The 20,573-nt window shown below is 45.9% G+C and carries 23 protein-coding genes and 1 tRNA gene; 14 read left to right on the forward strand and 10 right to left on the reverse strand.

From position 1 onward, the window contains the following. Window positions 1-1,177: hypothetical protein (locus Q338_RS07570; RefSeq protein WP_211249435.1), on the forward strand; the 1,177-nt coding region annotated here is incomplete at its 5' end. 75 nt (window positions 1,178-1,252) lie between these two features. On the opposite strand, the gene Q338_RS07575 is transcribed toward Q338_RS07570, so the two are convergent. Both Q338_RS07575 and Q338_RS07580 read right to left on the reverse strand, forming a co-directional pair. Continuing rightward, entirely contained in the window at window positions 1,253-1,819 is a 567-nt protein-coding gene (locus tag Q338_RS07575; protein WP_034293797.1) for a hypothetical protein, read from the reverse strand. A 46-nt stretch (window positions 1,820-1,865) separates the two neighbouring features. Next, complete coding sequence (locus Q338_RS07580) at window positions 1,866-2,489, reverse strand: IMPACT family protein (protein ID WP_034293808.1); 624 nt, start codon at window positions 2,487-2,489, stop codon at window positions 1,866-1,868. A gap of 139 nt (window positions 2,490-2,628) precedes the next feature. On the opposite strand from Q338_RS07580, the gene Q338_RS07585 reads away from it, so the two are divergent. From Q338_RS07585 to Q338_RS07605, 5 genes are all read left to right on the forward strand, one after another. Continuing rightward, window positions 2,629-2,973 carry an aminoacyl-tRNA hydrolase gene (locus Q338_RS07585; protein WP_034293810.1) on the forward strand — a complete coding sequence of 115 codons (345 nt, stop codon included), beginning with the start codon at window positions 2,629-2,631 and terminating at the stop codon, window positions 2,971-2,973. Between the two features lie 88 nt (window positions 2,974-3,061). Further along, complete coding sequence (locus Q338_RS07590; protein WP_034293812.1) at window positions 3,062-4,120, forward strand: threonine aldolase family protein; 1,059 nt, start codon at window positions 3,062-3,064, stop codon at window positions 4,118-4,120. 102 nt (window positions 4,121-4,222) lie between these two features. Beyond that, window positions 4,223-4,615, forward strand: a complete 393-nt coding sequence (locus tag Q338_RS07595; RefSeq protein WP_051968544.1) for a hypothetical protein — start codon at window positions 4,223-4,225, stop codon at window positions 4,613-4,615. A 116-nt stretch (window positions 4,616-4,731) separates the two neighbouring features. Next, window positions 4,732-6,069: a DUF389 domain-containing protein gene (locus Q338_RS07600; protein WP_034293814.1), complete on the forward strand. Its 1,338-nt coding sequence runs from the start codon at window positions 4,732-4,734 to the stop codon at window positions 6,067-6,069. Between the two features lie 42 nt (window positions 6,070-6,111). Continuing rightward, the gene (locus Q338_RS07605) at window positions 6,112-6,786 is read left to right on the forward strand and encodes a DUF6630 family protein (RefSeq protein WP_034293816.1); all 675 of its coding nucleotides are present in this window, start codon (window positions 6,112-6,114) and stop codon (window positions 6,784-6,786) included. Window positions 6,787-7,019: 233 nt separating this feature from the next. Here the strand turns inward: Q338_RS07605 and Q338_RS07610 are convergent, their stop codons facing one another. The 4 genes from Q338_RS07610 to Q338_RS07625 all read right to left on the reverse strand — a co-directional run bounded on the left by Q338_RS07610 (window position 7,020) and on the right by Q338_RS07625 (window position 10,588). Continuing rightward, window positions 7,020-7,721, reverse strand: a complete 702-nt coding sequence (locus tag Q338_RS07610) for a DUF1287 domain-containing protein (RefSeq protein ID WP_244773316.1) — start codon at window positions 7,719-7,721, stop codon at window positions 7,020-7,022. Window positions 7,722-7,903: 182 nt separating this feature from the next. After that, window positions 7,904-8,842 carry an electron transfer flavoprotein subunit alpha/FixB family protein gene (locus Q338_RS07615; RefSeq protein ID WP_034293818.1) on the reverse strand — a complete coding sequence of 313 codons (939 nt, stop codon included), beginning with the start codon at window positions 8,840-8,842 and terminating at the stop codon, window positions 7,904-7,906. Between the two features lie 12 nt (window positions 8,843-8,854). Beyond that, window positions 8,855-9,601 carry an electron transfer flavoprotein subunit beta/FixA family protein gene (locus Q338_RS07620; RefSeq protein WP_034293819.1) on the reverse strand — a complete coding sequence of 249 codons (747 nt, stop codon included), beginning with the start codon at window positions 9,599-9,601 and terminating at the stop codon, window positions 8,855-8,857. 249 nt (window positions 9,602-9,850) lie between these two features. Further along, entirely contained in the window at window positions 9,851-10,588 is a 738-nt protein-coding gene (locus Q338_RS07625) for a hypothetical protein (RefSeq protein ID WP_034293822.1), read from the reverse strand. Between the two features lie 333 nt (window positions 10,589-10,921). Between Q338_RS07625 and Q338_RS07630 the strand changes: the two genes are divergently transcribed. The 4 genes from Q338_RS07630 (at window position 10,922) to Q338_RS14490 (ending at window position 13,686) form a co-directional block, all read left to right on the forward strand. Continuing rightward, a complete protein-coding gene (locus Q338_RS07630) occupies window positions 10,922-11,359 on the forward strand; it encodes a hypothetical protein (protein ID WP_034293823.1) in 438 nt (145 codons plus the stop codon). A gap of 354 nt (window positions 11,360-11,713) precedes the next feature. After that, window positions 11,714-12,829 carry an RNA ligase RtcB family protein gene (locus Q338_RS07635; RefSeq protein WP_034293824.1) on the forward strand — a complete coding sequence of 372 codons (1,116 nt, stop codon included), beginning with the start codon at window positions 11,714-11,716 and terminating at the stop codon, window positions 12,827-12,829. A gap of 77 nt (window positions 12,830-12,906) precedes the next feature. Further along, window positions 12,907-13,515 (forward strand): peptide chain release factor H, encoded by a 609-nt coding sequence (gene prfH, locus Q338_RS07640; protein WP_034293825.1) that lies wholly within the window; start codon window positions 12,907-12,909, stop codon window positions 13,513-13,515. A gap of 21 nt (window positions 13,516-13,536) precedes the next feature. Further along, window positions 13,537-13,686 carry a hypothetical protein gene (locus tag Q338_RS14490; protein WP_156961058.1) on the forward strand — a complete coding sequence of 50 codons (150 nt, stop codon included), beginning with the start codon at window positions 13,537-13,539 and terminating at the stop codon, window positions 13,684-13,686. Here Q338_RS14490 and Q338_RS07645 read toward each other — a convergent pair whose 3' ends face one another. Then, on the reverse strand, window positions 13,687-13,881 hold the full coding sequence (locus Q338_RS07645) for a hypothetical protein (protein ID WP_034293826.1): 195 nt from the start codon (window positions 13,879-13,881) through the stop codon (window positions 13,687-13,689). Between the two features lies 1 nt (window position 13,882). Beyond that, complete coding sequence (locus Q338_RS07650; protein WP_034293827.1) at window positions 13,883-14,338, reverse strand: hypothetical protein; 456 nt, start codon at window positions 14,336-14,338, stop codon at window positions 13,883-13,885. Window positions 14,339-14,664: 326 nt separating this feature from the next. On the opposite strand from Q338_RS07650, the gene gap reads away from it, so the two are divergent. Next, window positions 14,665-15,669 (forward strand): type I glyceraldehyde-3-phosphate dehydrogenase, encoded by a 1,005-nt coding sequence (gene gap / locus Q338_RS07660; RefSeq protein ID WP_034293830.1) that lies wholly within the window; start codon window positions 14,665-14,667, stop codon window positions 15,667-15,669. A gap of 229 nt (window positions 15,670-15,898) precedes the next feature. Here the strand turns inward: gap and Q338_RS07665 are convergent, their stop codons facing one another. Then, on the reverse strand, window positions 15,899-16,549 hold the full coding sequence (locus Q338_RS07665) for a MarR family winged helix-turn-helix transcriptional regulator (protein WP_051968545.1): 651 nt from the start codon (window positions 16,547-16,549) through the stop codon (window positions 15,899-15,901). A 202-nt stretch (window positions 16,550-16,751) separates the two neighbouring features. Between Q338_RS07665 and Q338_RS07670 the strand changes: the two genes are divergently transcribed. The 3 genes from Q338_RS07670 (at window position 16,752) to Q338_RS07680 (ending at window position 18,260) form a co-directional block, all read left to right on the forward strand. Further along, window positions 16,752-17,726 carry a polyprenyl synthetase family protein gene (locus tag Q338_RS07670; RefSeq protein ID WP_034293838.1) on the forward strand — a complete coding sequence of 325 codons (975 nt, stop codon included), beginning with the start codon at window positions 16,752-16,754 and terminating at the stop codon, window positions 17,724-17,726. Window positions 17,727-17,730: 4 nt separating this feature from the next. Next, a complete protein-coding gene (locus Q338_RS07675; protein ID WP_211249436.1) occupies window positions 17,731-18,183 on the forward strand; it encodes a DUF441 domain-containing protein in 453 nt (150 codons plus the stop codon). Window positions 18,184-18,187: 4 nt separating this feature from the next. After that, a tRNA-Arg gene (locus tag Q338_RS07680) sits at window positions 18,188-18,260 on the forward strand. Window positions 18,261-18,309: 49 nt separating this feature from the next. On the opposite strand, the gene Q338_RS07685 is transcribed toward Q338_RS07680, so the two are convergent. Further along, window positions 18,310-20,352 (reverse strand): site-specific recombinase, encoded by a 2,043-nt coding sequence (locus Q338_RS07685; protein ID WP_051968546.1) that lies wholly within the window; start codon window positions 20,350-20,352, stop codon window positions 18,310-18,312. Window positions 20,353-20,573: the final 221 nt, after the last annotated feature.

Here is a 20,573-nt window from a genome sequence, read left to right on the forward strand (position 1 = left end):
TCGGATACTTGTATCCGACATTTTCAGACGAAACCACAAGTTTTGTCGGATACAAGTATCCGACCTACGCGGTATGAAATTTAAGAACTTGGCAGATCTGACCCTATTCCTGCCCATTTCCCTATACCGCCTTTTTGCCCACACTTTATTATTGCTGATTTGCGGCGTGATTTTTTATCGCTTAAATCATGAAAATCAAATCATTGCGCTGGTCTTTTTGGGCTGGATTTTTTATTTTTGGCTAAAATTTTACATTCGTTTGTGGCGACTTTTGGCAGACACGCCCTACATCGTTTTGAATAAACATGGCTTGCTGATTCATCAATATCATCAATCTTTTGAAGCGCATTTATTGCACGAACAAATCAAATGGGTGGATATTTTATACGCCTACACCATTAAAAATAAACACAATGAAATCAAAAAACTCCATATTGTTATCCGATATGGCAATAACAGTGAAAAAATCACTTTAAGCATTGCCGCCAAACACTTTGAACTTGCCAAGAAAAAATTAACGAAAAAACAAAGACAAAATCTTTTATATCAATACCAAAAACGCATTTTGCAATATTGCTTAAATGAAAATGCGCCACCCATCCCCACACTGAATTTGCAACATTTGCCCAATCCGAGAACATGGCGTTTTTATCCATGGGCAAATTGGCTGTTCTTTGGTTTATTGAATGTTGCCAGCTTTCCCCTTTTAGGTGTGATTTACTTGTTTTATTGGAAAAATACGCCATCATCATGGCAAGATTGGGCAATCAATTTTTGGACACATACTTTGGTGGGCGTGGCAATGTTGCTTTTGCTTGGCGCATGGCTTTTTGCTTATGTTTATTTTTTGATAGAACTCGTTTTGCCAATGCGTATGACTTTGTCCCAACGCGGTTTAACCATACGCAAAAATGCGCCATTTTTGCAAACCACGCATTTTGATTGGGCGCAAATTCATGAAACATACATCCAATTTGTTCCCACTGGTAACCGAACACAATACATGTTTAAAGTAGATATTCTGCCACACCCCCGTTCACTGATTGTGCTGACTCATGATTTGGTGCAAACTGGCTCATGGGGAAAATATAAATTAGATGAGATGGAAGCCATTATTCAATCGGTTACTGCAAACAAAAGGAAAGTACATTACCCGCGTGTACCCTATGTGGATTAAATTTTCAGGCAGCCTGAAACATCAAAAATTTTGATGATTAAATCAATTTCCAATATTTCATCTAAATTTTTTTGATTAAAACTTTTCCACCACCCAAAACAACACCACCAACATCATCACCGTCAGCAAAGCCAATTTGATTTTGTACATCACCAATTGATGATACACATACAATTCATCGGGCGAGCCGCGCAATCGCCAACGCGCCCAGCCATATTTGCCGATTTTATACGCCACAAATGCCAAAATCATTTGCAGAAAACTGTCGCCAAAATTGTAAACCGTAAAGGCAATCGGCTCAATTCGGTCGTCCACAATGCGGTAATGCGATTCGGTAAACTGCAATGGTGCGTCATCGTGGTATTTCAGGCTGCCATCGGGCAGTTGATACAAACAACTATCTGCTTCACAATCAGGCGGGGCGTAGCGCACCCAATTGGCGTGTTGTGCTTCGTGCCATTTTACGGGGATTTCTGCGCCCTGCTCGTTCACAATCACCACAGTAAATTGCGTGTCGGGCGTGTCGTGGGCGGCGTAATGCGTAGTGCCAAGCCACAACATAGGGAATGTCATCAACCCAACCAAGACACACCACACCATCATCGCCACGAATATTTGCAGTAATTTTTTCACAAAATTCATCGTATTTTCCTTTCAGGCAGCCTGAAAATACGCCCTACTCTATTCATCAAAAATTTTGATGAATCGGCTCATCACTCACATCTACCACCCGCATTTGCTGCCACGCCGCCATTGCCGCCGCAAAATCCGCCAAAGGCACACGCACGATCAAATGGCAATCCAATTGTAAATCTTGCGCGATGATTTGCGCGTTGTGGTTTTTCGCAATGCGTAAAGCCTCGTTCAAATGCGGATAATCACAACGCAAATAAACCGTCTTTTCAATATTTTTTTCCACAATTTGGGCAGCCTGTAACGCCATTTGTGTACTGGTTTTATACGCATGAATCAAGCCCGACACGCCCAACAAAGTCCCCCCAAAATAACGCACCACCACCACCAAACAATCCGTCAATTCAAACGAATCAATTTGTCCCAAAATCGGTCGTCCTGCACTACCCGAAGGTTCGCCGTCATCGTTAGCGCGGAATTGGTTGCCGTCCACGCTCAAACGGTAGGCGTAGCACCAATGGCGGGCTTTGTGGTGTTCTTGGCGCAGATTTTCTACGATGGTTTTGACTTCGTCCGCCGTTAAAACGGGATAGGCGTAGGCGATAAAACGACTGCCTTTGTCTTTAAATTCGGCTTCGCAGGGCGCGGATAGGGTTTGGTAAGTATTGATTTGGGACATTTTCAATAGATTTTTTGGGGGAAAATTTGATTGTACAATTTTATTGATGGCTTGGGAATTTTCAGGCTGCCTGAAATGATTTTCCGCTATTCTAATGTTAGAATCAGCCTATTTTTCAATCAATAAAAAGCGAGTAAGCATGAATCAGCCCATTAACAGCAAAATGTACATCGCCATTTTGGAAAGTGTACCCGATTACATTGTCCCCACTTTGGTGGCGCACGCCGTTTTATCGGCACATTTGAAATTTACCGCACAGGAAAACAATCAGGATTATCAAACATGGTTACAGCATTCGTTTCGCAAAGTGGTTTTGCGCGTGAACCCAAAAGAATTTGATAAAATCAGCGCACTAAATTGCCATTTGGCGTTTGAAAGCACCATATTAAATGGCGAAATGTGTTGCGCGGTGGTTTACCCTTTACAAGCGGACAACACGCCCAATGTGTTGAAATTTGCGCGAATGTGGAAACCCGCCGATTAACTGTTAAAATCATGTTTGACATGAAACATCAACCCAAGCTGCTTGACCGCGTTTCAGGCAGCCTTTTTTATTTTTAGGAAAACCCAAAATGACTGTGTTACACAATCCCCAATCCCACTCTTTCGCGTCCGACAATTATTCAGGCGTATTACCCGAAATTTTAACCGCCATCGCCCAAGCCAATGGCGGACACCTTGGCGCATACGGCAACGACCCCTACACCGCTCATCTGCAACATCTCATCAAACAGCATTTTGGCGAATCCGCCCTAGCCTACCCCGTGTTCAATGGCACGGGCGCAAATGTATTGGCATTGCAAGCCTGCCTGCCGCGTTGGGGCGCAGTGATTTGCGCGGAATCGGCACACATCAATGTGGACGAAAGCACCGCCCCACAAGCCGTTGGCGGATTCAAATTGTGGACGATTCCCACATCAGATGGCAAATTAAACCCCGAACTCATCGCCCAGCACGCACATGGTTTTGGCTTTGAACACCGCGCCCAACCGCTTGCCGTCAGCATCACACAAAGCACGGAACTTGGCACGGTTTACACGCCCGATGAAATCCGCGCCATTGCCGATTTTTGCCACGAAAAAGGCATTGCCTTGCACATGGACGGCGCACGTTTGGCGAACGCGGCGGCGGCTTTGGGCGTGAATTTGCGCGACATCACGGCAGATGTGGGCGTGGACATTTTGTCGTTTGGCGGCACAAAAAACGGCTTGTTGTTGGGCGAATGCGTGATTGTGTTGAATGAAAAAAATGTTTTAAACGCAAACGGCATGAAATTTTTACGCAAAATGAATGTGCAACTTGCGTCCAAAATGCGTTTTATTTCCGCGCAATTCATTGCTTTGCTGGAAAACGATTTGTGGCTTAATGCCGCGCAAAACGCCAACGCCATGGCGCAAAAACTTTCAGGCAGCCTGAAAAACATTCAGGGCGTGGAACTGGTTTACCCCACGCAAGCCAATGCCGTGTTTGTGAAATTGCCCGATGGCGTGGCGGACAAAGTGCGCCAACACACTTATTTTTACGATTGGGACGAACACGGCACGGTGCGTTTGGTATGCAGTTTTGACACGACCGCGCAACATATTGATGATTTATTGAACGCGATTGAAGTGGCAATTCAGGCAGCCTGAATAAAAATGTAGGGCGCGTACCTCGCACCAAAATCACGCTATTTTGGGTAAATCGGTGGTACGTCCCTGCAAAACTGTTTTCAGTTTAAAGAAAGTTATCGTATGGAAATTTTATCCATCAGCCAAAAAGAAAACCTTTTCAATACAATCAATGATTTTTTATGCCTTCTTTATCAAAAAGATGAAATGGCATTAAAAAAGCAATTTGATTTAGATAAAGCAAGATATGATGAAATCATTGAAGACTTGATGTCGGATGATATTTTGTTAAAAAAATTAACGCTTGCGCCCCGAGATATTATTTTTGAATTACCAAACGAAAATCGCGCTATTTTTGATATTTGGTGTTTTGAAACAAAAGTTTCTAATCAATATGAATATGGCATTGAAGCGTGTATTTACGCAGATAATCAAGAAACGGATTACACGCTCGTTGGCGCATTTACATTTGAAAATGAAGATATAAGATTTGGATTACATTTCTTTCGTTTATAGAAAATTTGGTGCGTGGTACGCACCCTACTGATTGCCGTCCGCTCGCATTTTCAGGCAGCCTGAATATTTTAAAATTGGCTAAAATAATCCCTTTTTAATTGAAACACGGTCATAACATGAATATACCCAAACAAAACAAAAACACCTTGAAAGAACTTTTCCATTTACGCCACGACCAAGACCAAGCCGATAACATTGACAACGACATTCGCGCTGGCGTGCGTGTGGCTGGCACCAATTTGTGGGTGCTGATGTTTGCCATTTTAATCGCCAGCATTGGTTTGAATGTGAACAGCACCGCCGTGATTATTGGCGCAATGTTGATTTCGCCCCTAATGGGCCCGATTATCGGCATGGGCTATGGCGCGGCAGTCAATGATGTGCGCTTAATTCGTTTGGCATTACGCAATATTTTGATTTTTATTGCATTGAGTTTAATCACGTCCAGCCTGTATTTTTGGTTAAGCCCCTTGAAAGCGGCAGGCAGCGAATTGTTGGCACGTACCGAACCAACTTTGTGGGACGTGTTAATCGCCTTTTTTGGTGGCAGCGCAGGCATTATCGCCCTTACGCGCAAAGAAATCAGCAATGTGGTTCCAGGGGTGGCGATTGCTACCGCGCTGATGCCGCCTTTGTGTACCGCAGGTTACGCTTTGTCGCACGGACGCTGGGATTATTTTGCGGGCGCATTTTATTTGTTCACGATTAATTGCGTGTTTATTGCATTTTCCACTTTATTGTTCAGTAAATTGATGAAATTGCCCAAACGCGGCATCATGGACGGCACAACGCGCCAAATTCATCGCATTATGATTAGTTTGATTGTGTTGGCGGTGATGTTGCCCAGCGCGTATTTGGCAAGCAAAATGGTGGCAAACGAATGGTTCCAAAACCAAGCGCAACAATCTATACGCGAATTGCAACGCGACACACCTTTCCTGATTTTGCGTCATCAAATTGACAAGCGCAAACGCCAAATTGATTTGATTATTGGCGGCAGCAATCAAGCGCAAACCGTGCAAACGCAATTACAACAACGCTTTCCCAACGCGCAAATTCACGTTCAATATGCAGGGGCAGACCAAGCGGATTTGAATGTGTTGAAACAAGAAATGAGCGAGCATTCATCACAACAACAAAGCGAAATATCGGCACAACTGCATTATTTGAGCCAAAAAATCAGCGAATACGAGCGTGAAAAACAAGAGCAACAACCAGCCGAACAAGCCAACCCACATCAAGATTTGCTTAATGAAATACGGGCGCAATATCCTGAAATTCGTGATGTTGCCATTTTGTCGGGGCAACAATGGGCGCAGGCGGCTTCGCAAGCTCAATCGGTAAACATGATTGTGGTGCAAGGCAAAATCAACACCCAACAGCAAGCGCGTTTGCAAGCATGGTTGAAAGTGCGTTTGCACGATGAAACAATGGAATTGATGGTTCGTCCATAAGGGGTTTGCTTGTATTTTCAGGCAGCCTGAAAGGAAAAAATCATGTGTGAAACCCCATTTTCATGGCTTAATTTCATTTTCAAACTGTTGGCGGGCATTGTGCTGACGATTTGGTTTTGGGCGATTTTGTACTTTTTAGTTAGTTGGATTATGCGCTGGTTTGATGCCACTTTTCGCCGACCCAAACCACCTACTGCCGAAGAGTTGGCACTTTGGCAACAACGCGAAACGGCATTTGCCGAATGGTTAGCGGTGCTGTACCGCGACAATCCGTCCGCCATGCAAACCGTGTTGGCAAATATCCCCAATGAATTGCAAGATGACGAGCATTTGGGTTTGGAGCCTGATTATCTTTTGGCGGTATGCAATCGGGCGTTGGATACGGCATATTTTGCGGTGGTGGAAGATTACAGCAACAATTGGAAAAAGCCAGATTATGCCGATTTATTGGCGAATATGTCCGCGATGTGGCAACGCTTTGGTTTTACGCCCAACTGGTCAGATTACCGCGAAGAAGATTTTTGGCGTGAGCTTGATGATTATCCGATAGAGCCATGTTTTCGTTGGTTGCAAACGCAATTTTTGGCGCACGGTGCGGCGTTGTTTTTGTGGTATTTGCAGGACGAATGTTGGGGCGTGGCGGTGGTGCCTGTGCAAGATAAAGCGGATTTTCAGGCTGCCTGCGAAAAGTGGGGTTGGGTGGATTTTTTTGAATAGATTGATTATAGTCGCATAACTGAAATAAACATTCCCCCAGCATTTGATAAAACTTCAAATGCTGGGGGAATTTTATGGGCGGGCGGCACACAAAGAGTGGGTGTGGCGGCGATACGCCACGTTTATAGTCATTTCAAATAAACACATACAGCGTTGCCAGCTCCCTTATGTACGAGATGTACACGGCGGTCGCTGTCGCCTTGTCTGTGTTTATTTGAAACGACTATAAACTTTTATTGAACAGGCAGCCTGAAATGCCCTGTGATGGTGTGTTTGTGCAGCAAATTTTCTTCCTGCGTGCCTGCGCCAATATTGTGGATAATCAGGGGCGTGTCGCCGATTTTTTGGTCGGAAACAATGCCGATGTGCGGCAAGCGGTTGCCGTTCAGCTCCCAAGTAACAATATCGCCCGCGCGAAAATCGCCTTTCTGCTGCACCGCCCAACCTTGCCGCGTGAAAAAGGTGATGAGATTCAGCACGCGGCGGTGGTCAATATTCGGGTCGGGGCGTTTCAAGCCCCAGCGTTTGGGATAGACGGAAAAGTTTTTCTTCATGTCCTGATGAACCAGTTGCTGTAAATCCATTTTCTGCTCGCGCAACGCCCGAATCACAACATCGGTACACACGCCCTTTTCCATCGGCACATCGCCCATCGGGTATTTTAGCGTGGAATAGGCGGGGTCGTAGCGCACGGTTTTGCCGATTTGATTGCGGGCGGATTGGACGATTTGCGGCGATGGCGTGAGCGGAATAGGTGAGTGGGGCAGGGGGCTGATTGTTTCAGGCTGCTGTTGGGTTTTGGGAATGGGTTTTACCGTTTCAGGCTGTCTGGTGCTTGAGGCAGCTTTGGGCGGCTGTTTGGGTGCGGTGTTTTGATTTTGTTCGCCGCACGCGCTGATGAGCAATGCGGTGGCGATACATAGGATTTTTCTCATGATGTTTTCCAGTAAATTTTAGGCTGCCTGAAAGAAATTTCAGACAGCCTATTTTGATGACTCGTTCCACATGAAACATCGTGCATATTTGACGTGAAACATCAATTTTCCTAATGTTACAGCAAAGTCAAAAATTTGCCAAAAATTTGTTTCACGTGAAACTGGGATTTTATTCAATAAAATCAAATACTTTTCAATTTTTCAGTCAATTCAGGCACAATTTCAAACAAATCACCCACCATGCCAAAATCGGCAACATTGAAAATTTGCGCGTCTGGGTCTTTATTGATTGCCACGATGATTTTGCTGTCCTGCATACCCGCAACGTGCTGAATCGCGCCCGAAATGCCAATCGCAAAATACAATTCTGGCGCAACAATTTTGCCCGTTTGTCCCACTTGCGCGTCATTGGGCGCGTATTCCGCGTCCACCGCCGCACGGCTCGCACCAATCGCCGCGCCCAAAGCGTCCGCCAAAGGCGTGAGCAGCGCATTAAATTGCTCCGCGCTGCCCAAAGCACGTCCGCCCGACACCACCACACGCGCTTGCGTCAATTCGGGACGGTCGGACACAGTCAATTCGCGCCCAACAAAACGGCTCAAATTTTGTGCTGGCGTAGCCGCCACCGCTTCAATTGGCGCATTCAGGCTGCCTGCAACCGCCGCAGGAAACGCACTGGCACGAATCGTCAAAACCAATTTCGGCTCATCGCTTTGCACGGTGGTAAACGCATTGCCCGCATAAATCGGGCGCACAAAAGTTTTCCCGTCCACAATTTCTGTTAAATCAGATACTTGTGAACAATCCAACAATGCCGCCACGCGTGGCATGATATTTTTGCCAAACGCGCTCGCCGCCGCCACCAAATGAGAATAGGGCACAGCCAGCGACACCACCAAAGGCGCGATTTCTTCCGCCAATAATTCCGCAAAATGCGCTGCGTCCGCATGCAAAACTTTGGCTACCCCATTGATTTTGCTAACTTGTTCCGCCACATTCAGGCAGCCTGCACCCGCCACCAACACATGCACATCGCCCAATTTTTGCGCCGCCGCAATCGCGTTCAAAGTCGCCACGCCCAATTGTGCGCCATCGTGTTCCGCTACGATTAAAACTGTCATTTCCTACGCTCCTTAAATCGCTTTGGCAGCCGCCAATTTTTCAATTAATTCAGATACATTCGCCACTTTCACACCTGCTTGACGGGCTTTCGGTTCAGCCACGCTCACGGTTTTCAGGCTGCCTGAAATGTCCACGCCCAAATCTTCAATAGTTTGTTTTTCCAAAGGCTTTTTCTTCGCCGCCATCAAATTGGGTAATTTCACAAAACGCGGCTCGTTCAAACGCAAATCCGTGCTAATCACCGCAGGCAGTTTCAACGCCAAAGTTTCCAAGCCACCATCAATTTCACGCGTAACCACCACTTCATCTGCGCCCAATTCCACTTTGCTGGCAAACGTGGCTTGTGGCGCATTCAGCAAAGCCGCCAAACGTTGCGCGGTTTGATTCGCGTCATCGTCAATGGCTTGTTTTCCCAACACAATAATTTGCGGTTGTTCGTTTTGCACCATTTTTTGCAAAATTTTTGACACGGCGCGGCTGTCCAATTCTGCGTCCGTTTCCACATGAATCGCGCGGTCTGCACCCATCGCCAAAGCGGTGCGCAACACATCTTCACATTTTTTCTCGCCCAATGACACCGCCACAATCTCGCTGATTTTGCCCGCTTCTTTCAAGCACACCGCTTCTTCCACCGCGATTTCGTCAAAAGGATTCATGGACATTTTCACATTGCCAATGTCCACGCCCGAACCATCGGCTTTCACACGCACTTTCACGTTGTAATCCACCACGCGTTTTACTGCGACCAAAGCTTTCATATTTGCTCCCAAATTATGTGTTCAATCAAAATCTTGTTTTTTCAGGCAGCCTGAAAAACAAAACGCCGCTTATTTTAAAGGAATAAGTGGCGTTTGGATAGTTTAGAGTTTCCATTCTGAAAAATCATTTTCAGGCTGCCTGAAAATAGGGCAGGGCGAACAAATTAGGTAAATCAAAATAAAATAGTAAACTTATTTATCATTATTTAAATAATTAAAATCTAGTTTACCAAATGGATTAAACCTTGATTATTTAGGTGGTTTCGCATAAGCATTATCGGCAGGAAACGCGCTGGGTGCATTTGCCGCAGCCGCATTCGGGTCATACAATTCAAACACCGCCGTGCCAATCAAACCCACATTGCGCACTGAGCCATTGTCCGAATTTGCCGCATACGCAGAATTTGGCGCGCTGAAAATAAATGAAGCCACCGCCTCGCTGCTTTTGCGGAAACCTTCAATCGTCAGCGTGTCGTGTGGGCGCAAAACATAGCCCGAATGATAGCGGCTAGCTGCGCTGCCATTCAACACGTCCAAGCCATCTACGCTGGCGACAATTTCATAGGTGTTGGCGGTGGTGTTGCGGTACACCAAGCGGTAGGCTTCGCCCGATGTGCCACGCAAATAATAATTGCCGCCATCGCGCACCAATGGCAACACCGCGCCCCTGTCGTTGCGTACTGAAAATTCAATTTTGCCATCTGCCAGCGCAATCGCGTTTAATTCGCGCCCCTGAAAATTTTTGGCGGCGTAGCGCAACACATTTTCGCTAATTGGTTCGCGGCTAACACGGCGCAAATCCACTTTGGAAACAGACGATTGCACTTCATCGCCCCATTGGGTGCCTAATTTTTCGGCGGTGCGTGGGGCTTGTTCTGCGGCGGTGGGGGCTGGACTTTGTTGATAGCTGGGTTGTTCTGCGCCGCAGGCTGTCAATAAAGCAGCGACCAACAGCGTGTAAACCCATTTTTGGCGTTTTTGTAACATGATTTTTCCTTTTAATTTAGTTATTTAATTATTCATCAAAAATTTTGATAGAACAAATTTTGCCTATTTTCAGGCAGGCTGAAAACATCAAAATCAGCAAATTATACGCAGAATTGGGTTAAAAAATGTTGGGCAATCTGTTTGACGAAAAATTTTTGTGCTAGCATAAGCAGATATTCTAAACACAATGGAGTTTACATGAAAAAAGTATTGCGTTACGCGGCATTGGCGGCGTGTTTGGCAGGCTTGAGTGCGTGTTATATTGTGCAGCCTGCACCCAATAGCCAAATTGTTATCCAAAACCCAAATCATTAATTTAAAAGGAATAAAATCATGACATTAAAAAATGTGATGTTAGCCAGCGCAGCAGCTTTGGTTTTGAGTGCGTGCTATGTTGTGCCGATGGAAAACGGCTCGCGCGTGGTGCAAATGCCCGCCAACGGCAGCACAAGCACCGCCCACACACCCCATGAAACCGTGTTGAACGCGCGTTTGTATCCCAATAACACCGCCGCGCAAAACGCAGGCGCAGGCAGCGCAACCGTAACCATTACCCAAAGCGGACATGGCGTGTTCCGCGCCCAAATCGGTGCAGAATCGTTCACAGGCGACGCGACACGCACGCTGGGTTCGCGCTCGGGCAAAGCCAACGGCACAGGCTCTATGGGTCGCTACATCAACTGCAATTACACAATGAACAGCGAATCAGTTGGCACAGGCACTTGCACCACATCGGCTGGCGCAAGTTATAATATGCACATTTCTCGCTAATTTTAAAATAAAATAGCGCATTTTTTGGTTTTTCAATCCAAAAATGCGCTATTTTTGATTTTTCAGGCTGCCTGAAAATATTTTGCTTGCTTAATCAATTTATTTTTTGCCATAATTCGGTTTCATTTTTCTCAATTCTGCGTACGCGAAAGGATAACATCATGCAAAATCAACAATCTATCCAAATTCAAACACGCAGCTCAAACGCGGACAACGCTGTTTAAAATTTCTGATTGTCCGTTTTGGGACTGCTTTCTTTTTAAAATTATCCACAATTCATTTTTCTTTGCGATGCCGTTATTTTTCAGGCAGCCTGAAACACGTCTTGTGGAAAAAAACAGAAAGCCATTCACAATGGGCAATACCATTACAATCATTCAAAATTCAAACACTTGGATTGAAGGCAACGCCATTCAACAATTAGAACGCACCGCCCAAATGCCACACATTCAGCGCGTGGCAGCCATGCCCGATTTGCACGCAGGGCGCGGTTATCCGATTGGTGCGGCATTTTTCAGCGTGGGGCATTTTTATCCCGCCCTGATTGGCAACGACATCGGTTGCGGCATGGCATTTTGGCAAACCGATTTGCCTGTGCACAAAATCAAATTACCCAAATTGGTCAAACAGTTGGGCAATATTGACGCGCCTTTAAACGACACTTGGGCAGAGCGCATTGCCGAACTTATCCCCAACTGCACTTACCCACAAGCATTGGGGACTATTGGTGGCGGCAACCATTTTGCCGAATTGCAAGCGGTGGATAAAATTTATCTGCCTGATTTATTGCCAGAAAATTTCAATCCCAAATGCCTGCAACTGCTGGTGCATAGCGGTTCACGCGGTTTGGGGCAAGCGATTTTGCGCGACCATGTGGAAAAATTCAGCCACGCTGGTTTAGCCGAAAATATGCCACAAGCCCTTGATTATTTGGCACAACACGATTTTGCGCTGCAATTTGCCCACACCAATCGCCAGTTGATTGCCGAACGCATGTTGGCGCGTTGGGGCGCAGACGGTGTGCGTTTGCTGGACGTTCATCACAATTTTTTGCAACAAATCCAATTGGATAATCAAACAGGCTGGCTGCACCGCAAAGGCGCAACGCCTTCGGATTGCGGTTTGGTGGTCATTCCAGGGTCGCGTGGCGATTACAGCTATTGGGTGAAACCGATTGTGGATAATTGCGCCAAATCTTTGTTTTCATTGGCACATGGCGCAGGGCGCAAATGGCAACGCAGCGAATGCAAAGGGCGTTTGTCGCACAAATATTCTGTGGATAATTTGCGCCAAACGCATTTTGGCAGCGTGGTGGTTTGCGAAGACAAATCATTGATTTACGAAGAAGCCCCACAAGCCTATAAAAACATTGACGATGTGATTGCGGCAATGGTGGATTTTGGTTTAATCGAATTGGTGGCGCGTTTCAAGCCCGTTTTGACTTATAAGACGGCTGGGGAATGCTGTTAGTTATCCACATTGTAGGGTGCAACTTGTTGCACCCTACGTTTCAGGCAGCCTGAAAAATTTTTAAACACAGGAATATTATGATTTATTTACAATTATCCACAGGGCAATCGCCAGCCGAATGCCAATTTTTCGCCAAACACGTTTTCCACAAAATTTGCCGCGAAGCCGCGCAATACGACTTATCCACCGAAATCATCAGCGAAACGCCCAGCAAATATGGTTTGTTGTCAGCGGTGCTGGCGGTTTCAGGCAGCCGTGCCGATGAATTTGCGGCGCGTTGGCTTGGCACGCTGCAATGGATTTGCAAAAGCCCGTTTCGCCCAAAACATTTGCGTAAAAATTGGTTTGTGGCGGTGTCGCGGCTGCCTGAAATGCCCGCTCTGCCTGAAAACGATGAAATCCGCTTTGAAACGTGCCGAGCGGGTGGCAAAGGCGGTCAGCACGTCAATAAAACGGAAAGTGCGGTACGCGCGGTGCATTTATCCACAGGTTTGTCGGTGCGCGTGGAAAGTGAACGCAGCCAACACGCCAACAAAAAACGCGCTTTGCAACTGCTCGCCATGAAATTGGCGGAACATCTGTCGCAGCAAAACCAGCGTTACCAACAAAATCAGCACAGCCAACTTTATCAACTGGAACGCGGTAATGCGGTGCGTGTGTTTAAAGGTATGGATTTTATTGAATAAAATTTCACATCAATTTTTTTGATGAATCAAATCATCAGGCAGCCTGAAACATTTTCAGGCTGCCTGATGATATTTTATAGTGGATTCAATTTAAATCAGGACAAGGCGACAGCGACCGCCGTGTACACCTTGTACATAAGAGAGCTGGAACGCTGTACTGGTTTAAATTAATTACAATGCACCACGTTCACGCATACAGCCTTTGATTTTGCTGCCACGTACAAATTCATCACTGATGTACGCATAATGTCTGCTACATGTCGCTTGCACTTCAGCTCGATTGGGTTTACTCGGCACATCATCAGAAGCACAAGCACTCAATACGCCCGCCGTCAAAATTGCCAAAATAAAGTGTAAATTTTTCATTTTATTGATTTCCTTGTATTGATGAAGCTGAAAGTGGGGCTTGTTGTTGCGAAATTTGCAGGCGGAAATCGGCAAGCGTTTGTTTTAATTCTGCGTCAGATTCTGCCATTTTGTCCAGCGTTGCGCCTTGATTTTCTTCCACAATCAGGCATTTCACGCTGGCATCAAACACCGCTACGGGGTCGTTTAAATTGATGTTCGGGTTTTTGCCAACGCGGTCGTGGCAGCGTTCATAGGCAGCCTGAAAATCATTGGCTTGCGTTTCTTCCACCTTGCCGCCCAAAATTTGCGATTTGAATGGCTCGGGAATCATGGCTTTGACTTGTGGTGCAGCTTGCTGAATGGCGGTTTTGGTAGTGTCGCCGACCACTTGTTTGCCGCCGTTGTCCCACAGAAAACCGCCTACCGCCAGCACACCCACGCCGATTGTGCCTAAAATGCCTTTTTTTGCGTCCATCTTTTTTCCCTGAAAAATCGGTATTCTAGCAAATATTCTGCGTTCAGGCTGCCTGAAAATCCCATTTTTCCCAAAATCAAAATTTTGCCAAATTCTTTTAATTATTTATTTTTAATATAAAAATTATTCAAAAATTGATTTTGAATTTGATACATCAAAATTTTTAATAAACTTATCTTTAATTTTTCAGGCAACCTGAAATCCCACGTAATCCAATTAAGCCAAATCAAATGATTTAAAATTAAGCAAAACAAAATTTGGGAATGGACACGTTTTGTGGGAAAATACACTTTTTCCCTACCACTCAAATTTTTTGGAGAATACACATGAGCGTTAAAGTAGCCATTAACGGTTTTGGTCGCATTGGTCGCTTGGCATTGCGCCAAATCGTGAAAACTGAAGGCGTGGAAGTCGTGGCTGTAAACGATTTGACCCCTGCTGATATGCTGGTTCATCTGTTTAAATACGACACCACGCAAGGTCGTTTTGACGGCACAGTAGAATTAAAAGACGAAGCGATGATTGTCAATGGCAAAGAAATCAAAGTCTTCGCAAAACCCAATCCTGAAGAATTGCCTTGGAAAGATTTGGGCATTGATGTGGTGTTGGAATGCACGGGCTTTTTCACCAGCAAAGACAAAGCCGAAGCGCACATCCGCGCTGGCGCACGCAAAGTGGTGATTTCTGCCCCAGGTGGCAACGACATTAAAACCGTTGTATTTAATGTAAACCATGATATTTTAGACGGCAGCGAAACCGTGATTTCTGCCGCTTCTTGCACCACCAACTGCCTTGCACCAATGGCGGCTGTGTTGCAAAAACAATTCGGCGTGGTACAAGGTTTGATGACCACCATTCACGGCTACACAGGCGACCAAAACACTTTGGACGCGCCACACCGCAAAGGCGATTTCCGCCGCGCTCGTGCCGCCGCCGCCAATATCGTGCCAAACAGCACAGGCGCAGCCAAAGCCATCGGCTTGGTGATTCCTGAATTGAACGGTAAATTGGACGGCGCAGCGCAACGCGTTCCCGTGCCAACTGGCTCATTGACCGAATTGGTGTGCGTATTGGAGAAAAAAGTCAGCAAAGAAGAAGTGAACGCAGCCATGAAAGCGGCGGCGAATGAATCTTTTGGTTACACCGAAGATGAAATCGTATCTTCTGATGTGATTGGTATGAGCTTTGGTTCATTGTTTGACTCAACCCAAACGCGCGTGCAAACCGTAGGCGACAGCCAATTGGTGAAAACCGTGGCATGGTATGACAATGAAATGTCTTACACTTGCCAATTGGTTCGCACCTTAAAATACTTCGCTGAAAAAATCTAATCGTTTTATTCAGTAACAAAAAACGCCAAAAGGCAGCCTGAAAATCTTTTCAGGCTGCCTTTTTATTTTTTGGCTAATTTTTGCAAATTTTAACCAGTTGATTTTATTGAATTATAAAAATTTTTACAATTAGACTTTTATCATCAAAAAAATTGATGTATCATCAAACCCAATTTCCAGCCCATTATTTCAACACGCAAAACGGCAAAATCAAAATTTTGCTGATTTTTTAAGAAAATTTGGGCATTTTTTGATTCAGCCACTGGGCAATTTCGTGTGAGCCATTTTGTCCGACTGTTTGCGCTTTGGTTTGATAACTTAAGTAAGCATCTTCGGTGCGATGAAAATTCGGCATGCCGCTTTTTGGTGATTCAGACAAGGCATCGCCGCTTAAATGCGCCAATAGTTTACGCAATAATTGTTCAAATTGTTTGCGTTCAGCAGCAGAAAATGGGGCTAAAATCTGTTTTACGGCAACAGTACACACGGGCGCGGCAGCCTGAATGCAATTTACCCCTGCTTCGGTTAATTGCAACACGATTTGGCGGCGGTCTTGGCGATTTTCTTGGCGTTGCAGCAAACCTTTGCTCACCAAATCATCAGACAAACGCGTGAGCGATGTGCGCGTTAAATCCAATAAGCTACTGAGTGTAGAAGGTAAAATCTGATAATCGGGCGCAGCATACGCCATCAGCAACGCCGCCCATTCGTGGTGTTGAATCTGGTAGGGCGCAAGGGCTTGATTCAATGCCGTGATAATGCGCGGATTGATGTGATGAAACAAGCGCAACAGGATAAATTGGCTATTGCCACACATTCCCCCTTGCCGATTAACTTGCTTAAGATTTTGTTCAAATTGAAAAAATGCTTGTTCGCTCATGGTATTTACTGCTCTATTGCAACTAAAAATCTCATTATAATTACTTGCGTAATAATTAGCAATGACTTATTTCAAGCAGCCTGAAAGATATTTCCTGCGTTCTGATTACCCCATTTTGTGCATTTTTTATTTTCAGGCTGCCTGAACCCCCCAAAGCTGCTATAATTTTGCCCTTTCAAATTTCCCGTTCACGAGAGTGATTATGCTAAGCACCATTCCCTATTTTCAGCAAAATTTGGAGCACGATTTACAGCGCGTGAACGTGGTCGTCAATCAAGCGGTGCAATCCGATGTTGCGCTGATTTCTCAAATTGGCACTTATATTATTGGCTCTGGTGGCAAGCGTTTGCGCCCGATTTTAACGATTTTGTCGGGCAAATGTTTGGGCTACGATGACGATAAACTATATTCTTTAGCTGCGATGGTAGAATTTATCCACACTTCCACGCTGTTGCACGATGATGTGGTAGATGAAAGCGAATTGCGGCGCGGTCGCAAAACCGCCAATAATTTATTTGGCAATGCGGCGGCGGTGTTGGTGGGCGACTTTTTGTACACACGCGCGTTTCAATTGATGGTGGGTTCAGGCAGCCTGAAAATTTTGGAAGTGATGGCAGACGCCACCAATATCATTGCCGAAGGCGAAGTCATGCAATTAATGAACATTGGCAATGTGGACATCACCGAGTCTGAATATGTAAAAGTGATTCAATACAAAACCGCGAAATTGTTTGAAGCCGCCGCGCAAGTGGGCGCAATTTTGGCTGGCGCAACGGCGGAACAAGAATCTACCTTAAAAGATTTTGGTATGTATATGGGCACGGCGTTTCAGATTATTGACGATGTGTTGGATTATTCGGGCAGCGTGGAGCAAATTGGCAAAAACGTGGGCGATGATTTGGCAGAAGGTAAACCCACTTTACCACTTATTTATTTAATGCAACAAGGTTCGCCAGAAGCGGCGCAAGATGTGCGTGCGGCTTTGCAAAACGCCGACCGTGAGTATTTCAGCAAAATTCATCAACACGTTATCCAATCAGACGCGCTGGCGTATTGCATGACGCAAGCGCGGCAAGCGGTAAACCAAGCCATTGGGTGTTTAGACAGGCTGCCTGAAAACGAAGTTACCCACGCAATGAAGCAAATGGCAGAATTGTCAGTCGCACGAGTATCATAAAATGATGGGACAGATTAACCCGATTGCACTGTTTTTGGTGGTGTTGATTGGATTGGGGGTGGTGGGCAACAATGCCACTATTACCATCGCGGCTGCGGTTTTATTGTTGATTCAACAAACTTTTTTGAGCAAATATTTGCCGCTTGTGGATAAATATGCCTTGCAATGGGGCATTATTTTGCTAACCATTGGCGTGTTAAGCCCATTGGTGTCGGGCAAAACCAAATTGCCGCCACATTTGAGCGATTATGTGAATGTGAAAATGATGTTGGCGATGGCGGTGGGGGTCTTGGTGGCGTGGATAGCGGGGCGCGGCATTCCCTTGATGGGTGGGCAGCCTGTGTTGGTAACAGGTTTGTTGATAGGCACGATTTTAGGGGTGGCGTTTTTGGGTGGGGTGCCAGTTGGACCATTGATTGCGGCTGGTTTGCTGTCGTTTTTGGTAGATAAAATTTAGTTTTCTCGCCATAGTTCAAATGGATAGAACACACGCCTCCTAAGCGTGAAATACAGGTTCAATTCCTGTTGGCGAGGCTTATCAAATCATCAGGCAGCCTGAAATATGTTTTCAGGCTGCCTGATGTCAATTTATATCATTCTGTGGACTCTGTGCCGTTTCTTCTTTTTTCTGTTCAACTTTTTTCGGTTGCGGAGACGCAGGTTCGGGCGGCAACTGCATGGGCAAGAACAAACTCAAAGGTCGTTCTTTGGCGATTGTTTTCACTTCGCGGAAAATTGCCCACCAGCTCTCAATCCGCGTTTCGCGTGAACGCAACGCCACCCACAGGGTAATGGAAAAACTCACCCACAAATTCACCGCCCCTATCATCATCACAAACACCAGCGATTGCAAAAACACCCAAAACGACAGCGAACCACTCACCGCCGCATAACCCACATTCGCCGATGAAAACGCCACATGACGAATATCCAAAGGCAAACCCGTTGCGTGTCCAATAAAACCCGTCATGCCCAACAACATGCCAAAACACAAATTTCCCATCAGCGCACCATAATTATCGTGCAAATAATCGGCAAATTTGCCACGCCATTGTTCAGGCAGCAGCATTTTCAATACGGGGTGATAACGCATACGCATACGCATATTCAAATAATCACAACGGTTGTCAAAAAAGCCCGAAATAATCCCCGAACAAAACAACCACACCCCTGCAATCGCCGCATACAATAAAGTTGGTTTGAGCGGGTCAATGGCTTTGAGTTGATATTGAACTTGCGCCTTGTTCAACATAGGAAAATCGCTAAACGCCAAAAAGCAGCCTGCAATCACACTCGCCAACGACACCGCCACCAACACATTGCCCAACACCGCCGCCGTTTGTGAGCGCAACACGTCCACCAGCAAATTTGCCAATTTTTTATTCACCGCAATGCCCTTGTCATTGCGTTCCACCGCCGCCGCAAATCGGGAAGCGGTCATAGCAGGCTGCTTGGTCGCCACCGTAAAGCCCAACATATAAATTACCGCAAAACCCACACCATAATTTAACCCCTCCGCAATCCCCAACCAAAATTGATTGGTAATCACGCTGCCCAAATAAATTTTGAACCAAGACATCAGCGCAATCAACACACCGCCACCCGCCGCAGAACGCAGTAAGTTCATGTATTCTTTTTGATTACGCGTAATATAATGCTCGCCACGATTACTGGTATTTTGCGTAATGCTGCGCGAGAGCATTTTCACGCTGCGTTTCCACAACCAAGACACGCTGTGTTGCGCCGCCGCCGCGTGTGCCAAAGTATAAGTCAAACGCAACATTTGACTGGGCGCGATTTCTTTGGGCGAAAACACATTCATCAACAAAGTCATGCGGTTTAAGGTTTGCTCCAAGCGTTCCAATAAATGCGCCACGCCCATAGACGACCCCGCCCCTGCGCCCGTGCCTTTTTTACGCAAATTGTCCACCTGTTTGCGGCATTGGTTCAACATCACGTCCAAATGACTGTCATCAAATTCCCTGTCTTGTTCACGCGCCTCCAGCCAATGCGCCACTTCGCGTTTCATGGCAACAAAGGGGCTGTCGCGGTCAAGCAATTTTTTGTCTAGGCGAATCAAATCAGGCTCCAATTCTTCCGCCGCGACCCAAATAGACAACATTTCCACCGCATGAAAACCCTCTTGTCGCAAATAACGGTTTACCGTTTCACGGTCGTGTTCGCTGGTATGTTGGCGCAATAAATGCAGCAAGGTGAACCAAGTATGTGGCGAAATCGCGTCCAACCACTCACCATCGTATTCGCTGGAAAAAATTTGCGAAAACACATCGCGCAAATCGCCCCTGTCTTTATACGATGGATTGATTTTTTCATACCAGCGCGCCAGCAATTCGCTGCGAAAACCATCACGCGAAAAAATCCCTGCGCTGATAAACAAGGGATACAGTCGCACACCACACAGCCAACGCACCAGCAAAGTCGCGGTTTTTTGACACAATTCAGGATTTTGACGAAACAGCGTAATGAGTTCTTCTATTTGCTCGGGGGCGCGTTTGGGTTTGGCGCGGCGCAAATGGTCAGCTAAATCTTTGAGCAGATGATACGCGTCTTGCTCTGCCACACGTTGCTGCACGATTTCAGGCAGCCTGTTTGTTTTAAAAAACATGATGGGAGTGTCCCTGTTTGTGTTTTTTGAAGTGGGAAATTATAGCATTGGCGTTGGCTTTCAGGCTGCCTGAAAAATGTGGGGGTGTGTATGGTGGATGATTTTTCTGCTATGATGGTTTTTGCGTATTTTCAGGCTGCCTTTCAGTACACGACAAAAAATCGGACGACCTGTTTTGGGTTTGAAAAATAGTCCAAAGTTGCCATCATCAACATGGCAGC

It is taken from the genome of Alysiella crassa DSM 2578 (assembly GCF_000745955.1).
GTDB classification, from domain to species: Bacteria; Pseudomonadota; Gammaproteobacteria; order Burkholderiales; family Neisseriaceae; genus Simonsiella; species Simonsiella crassa.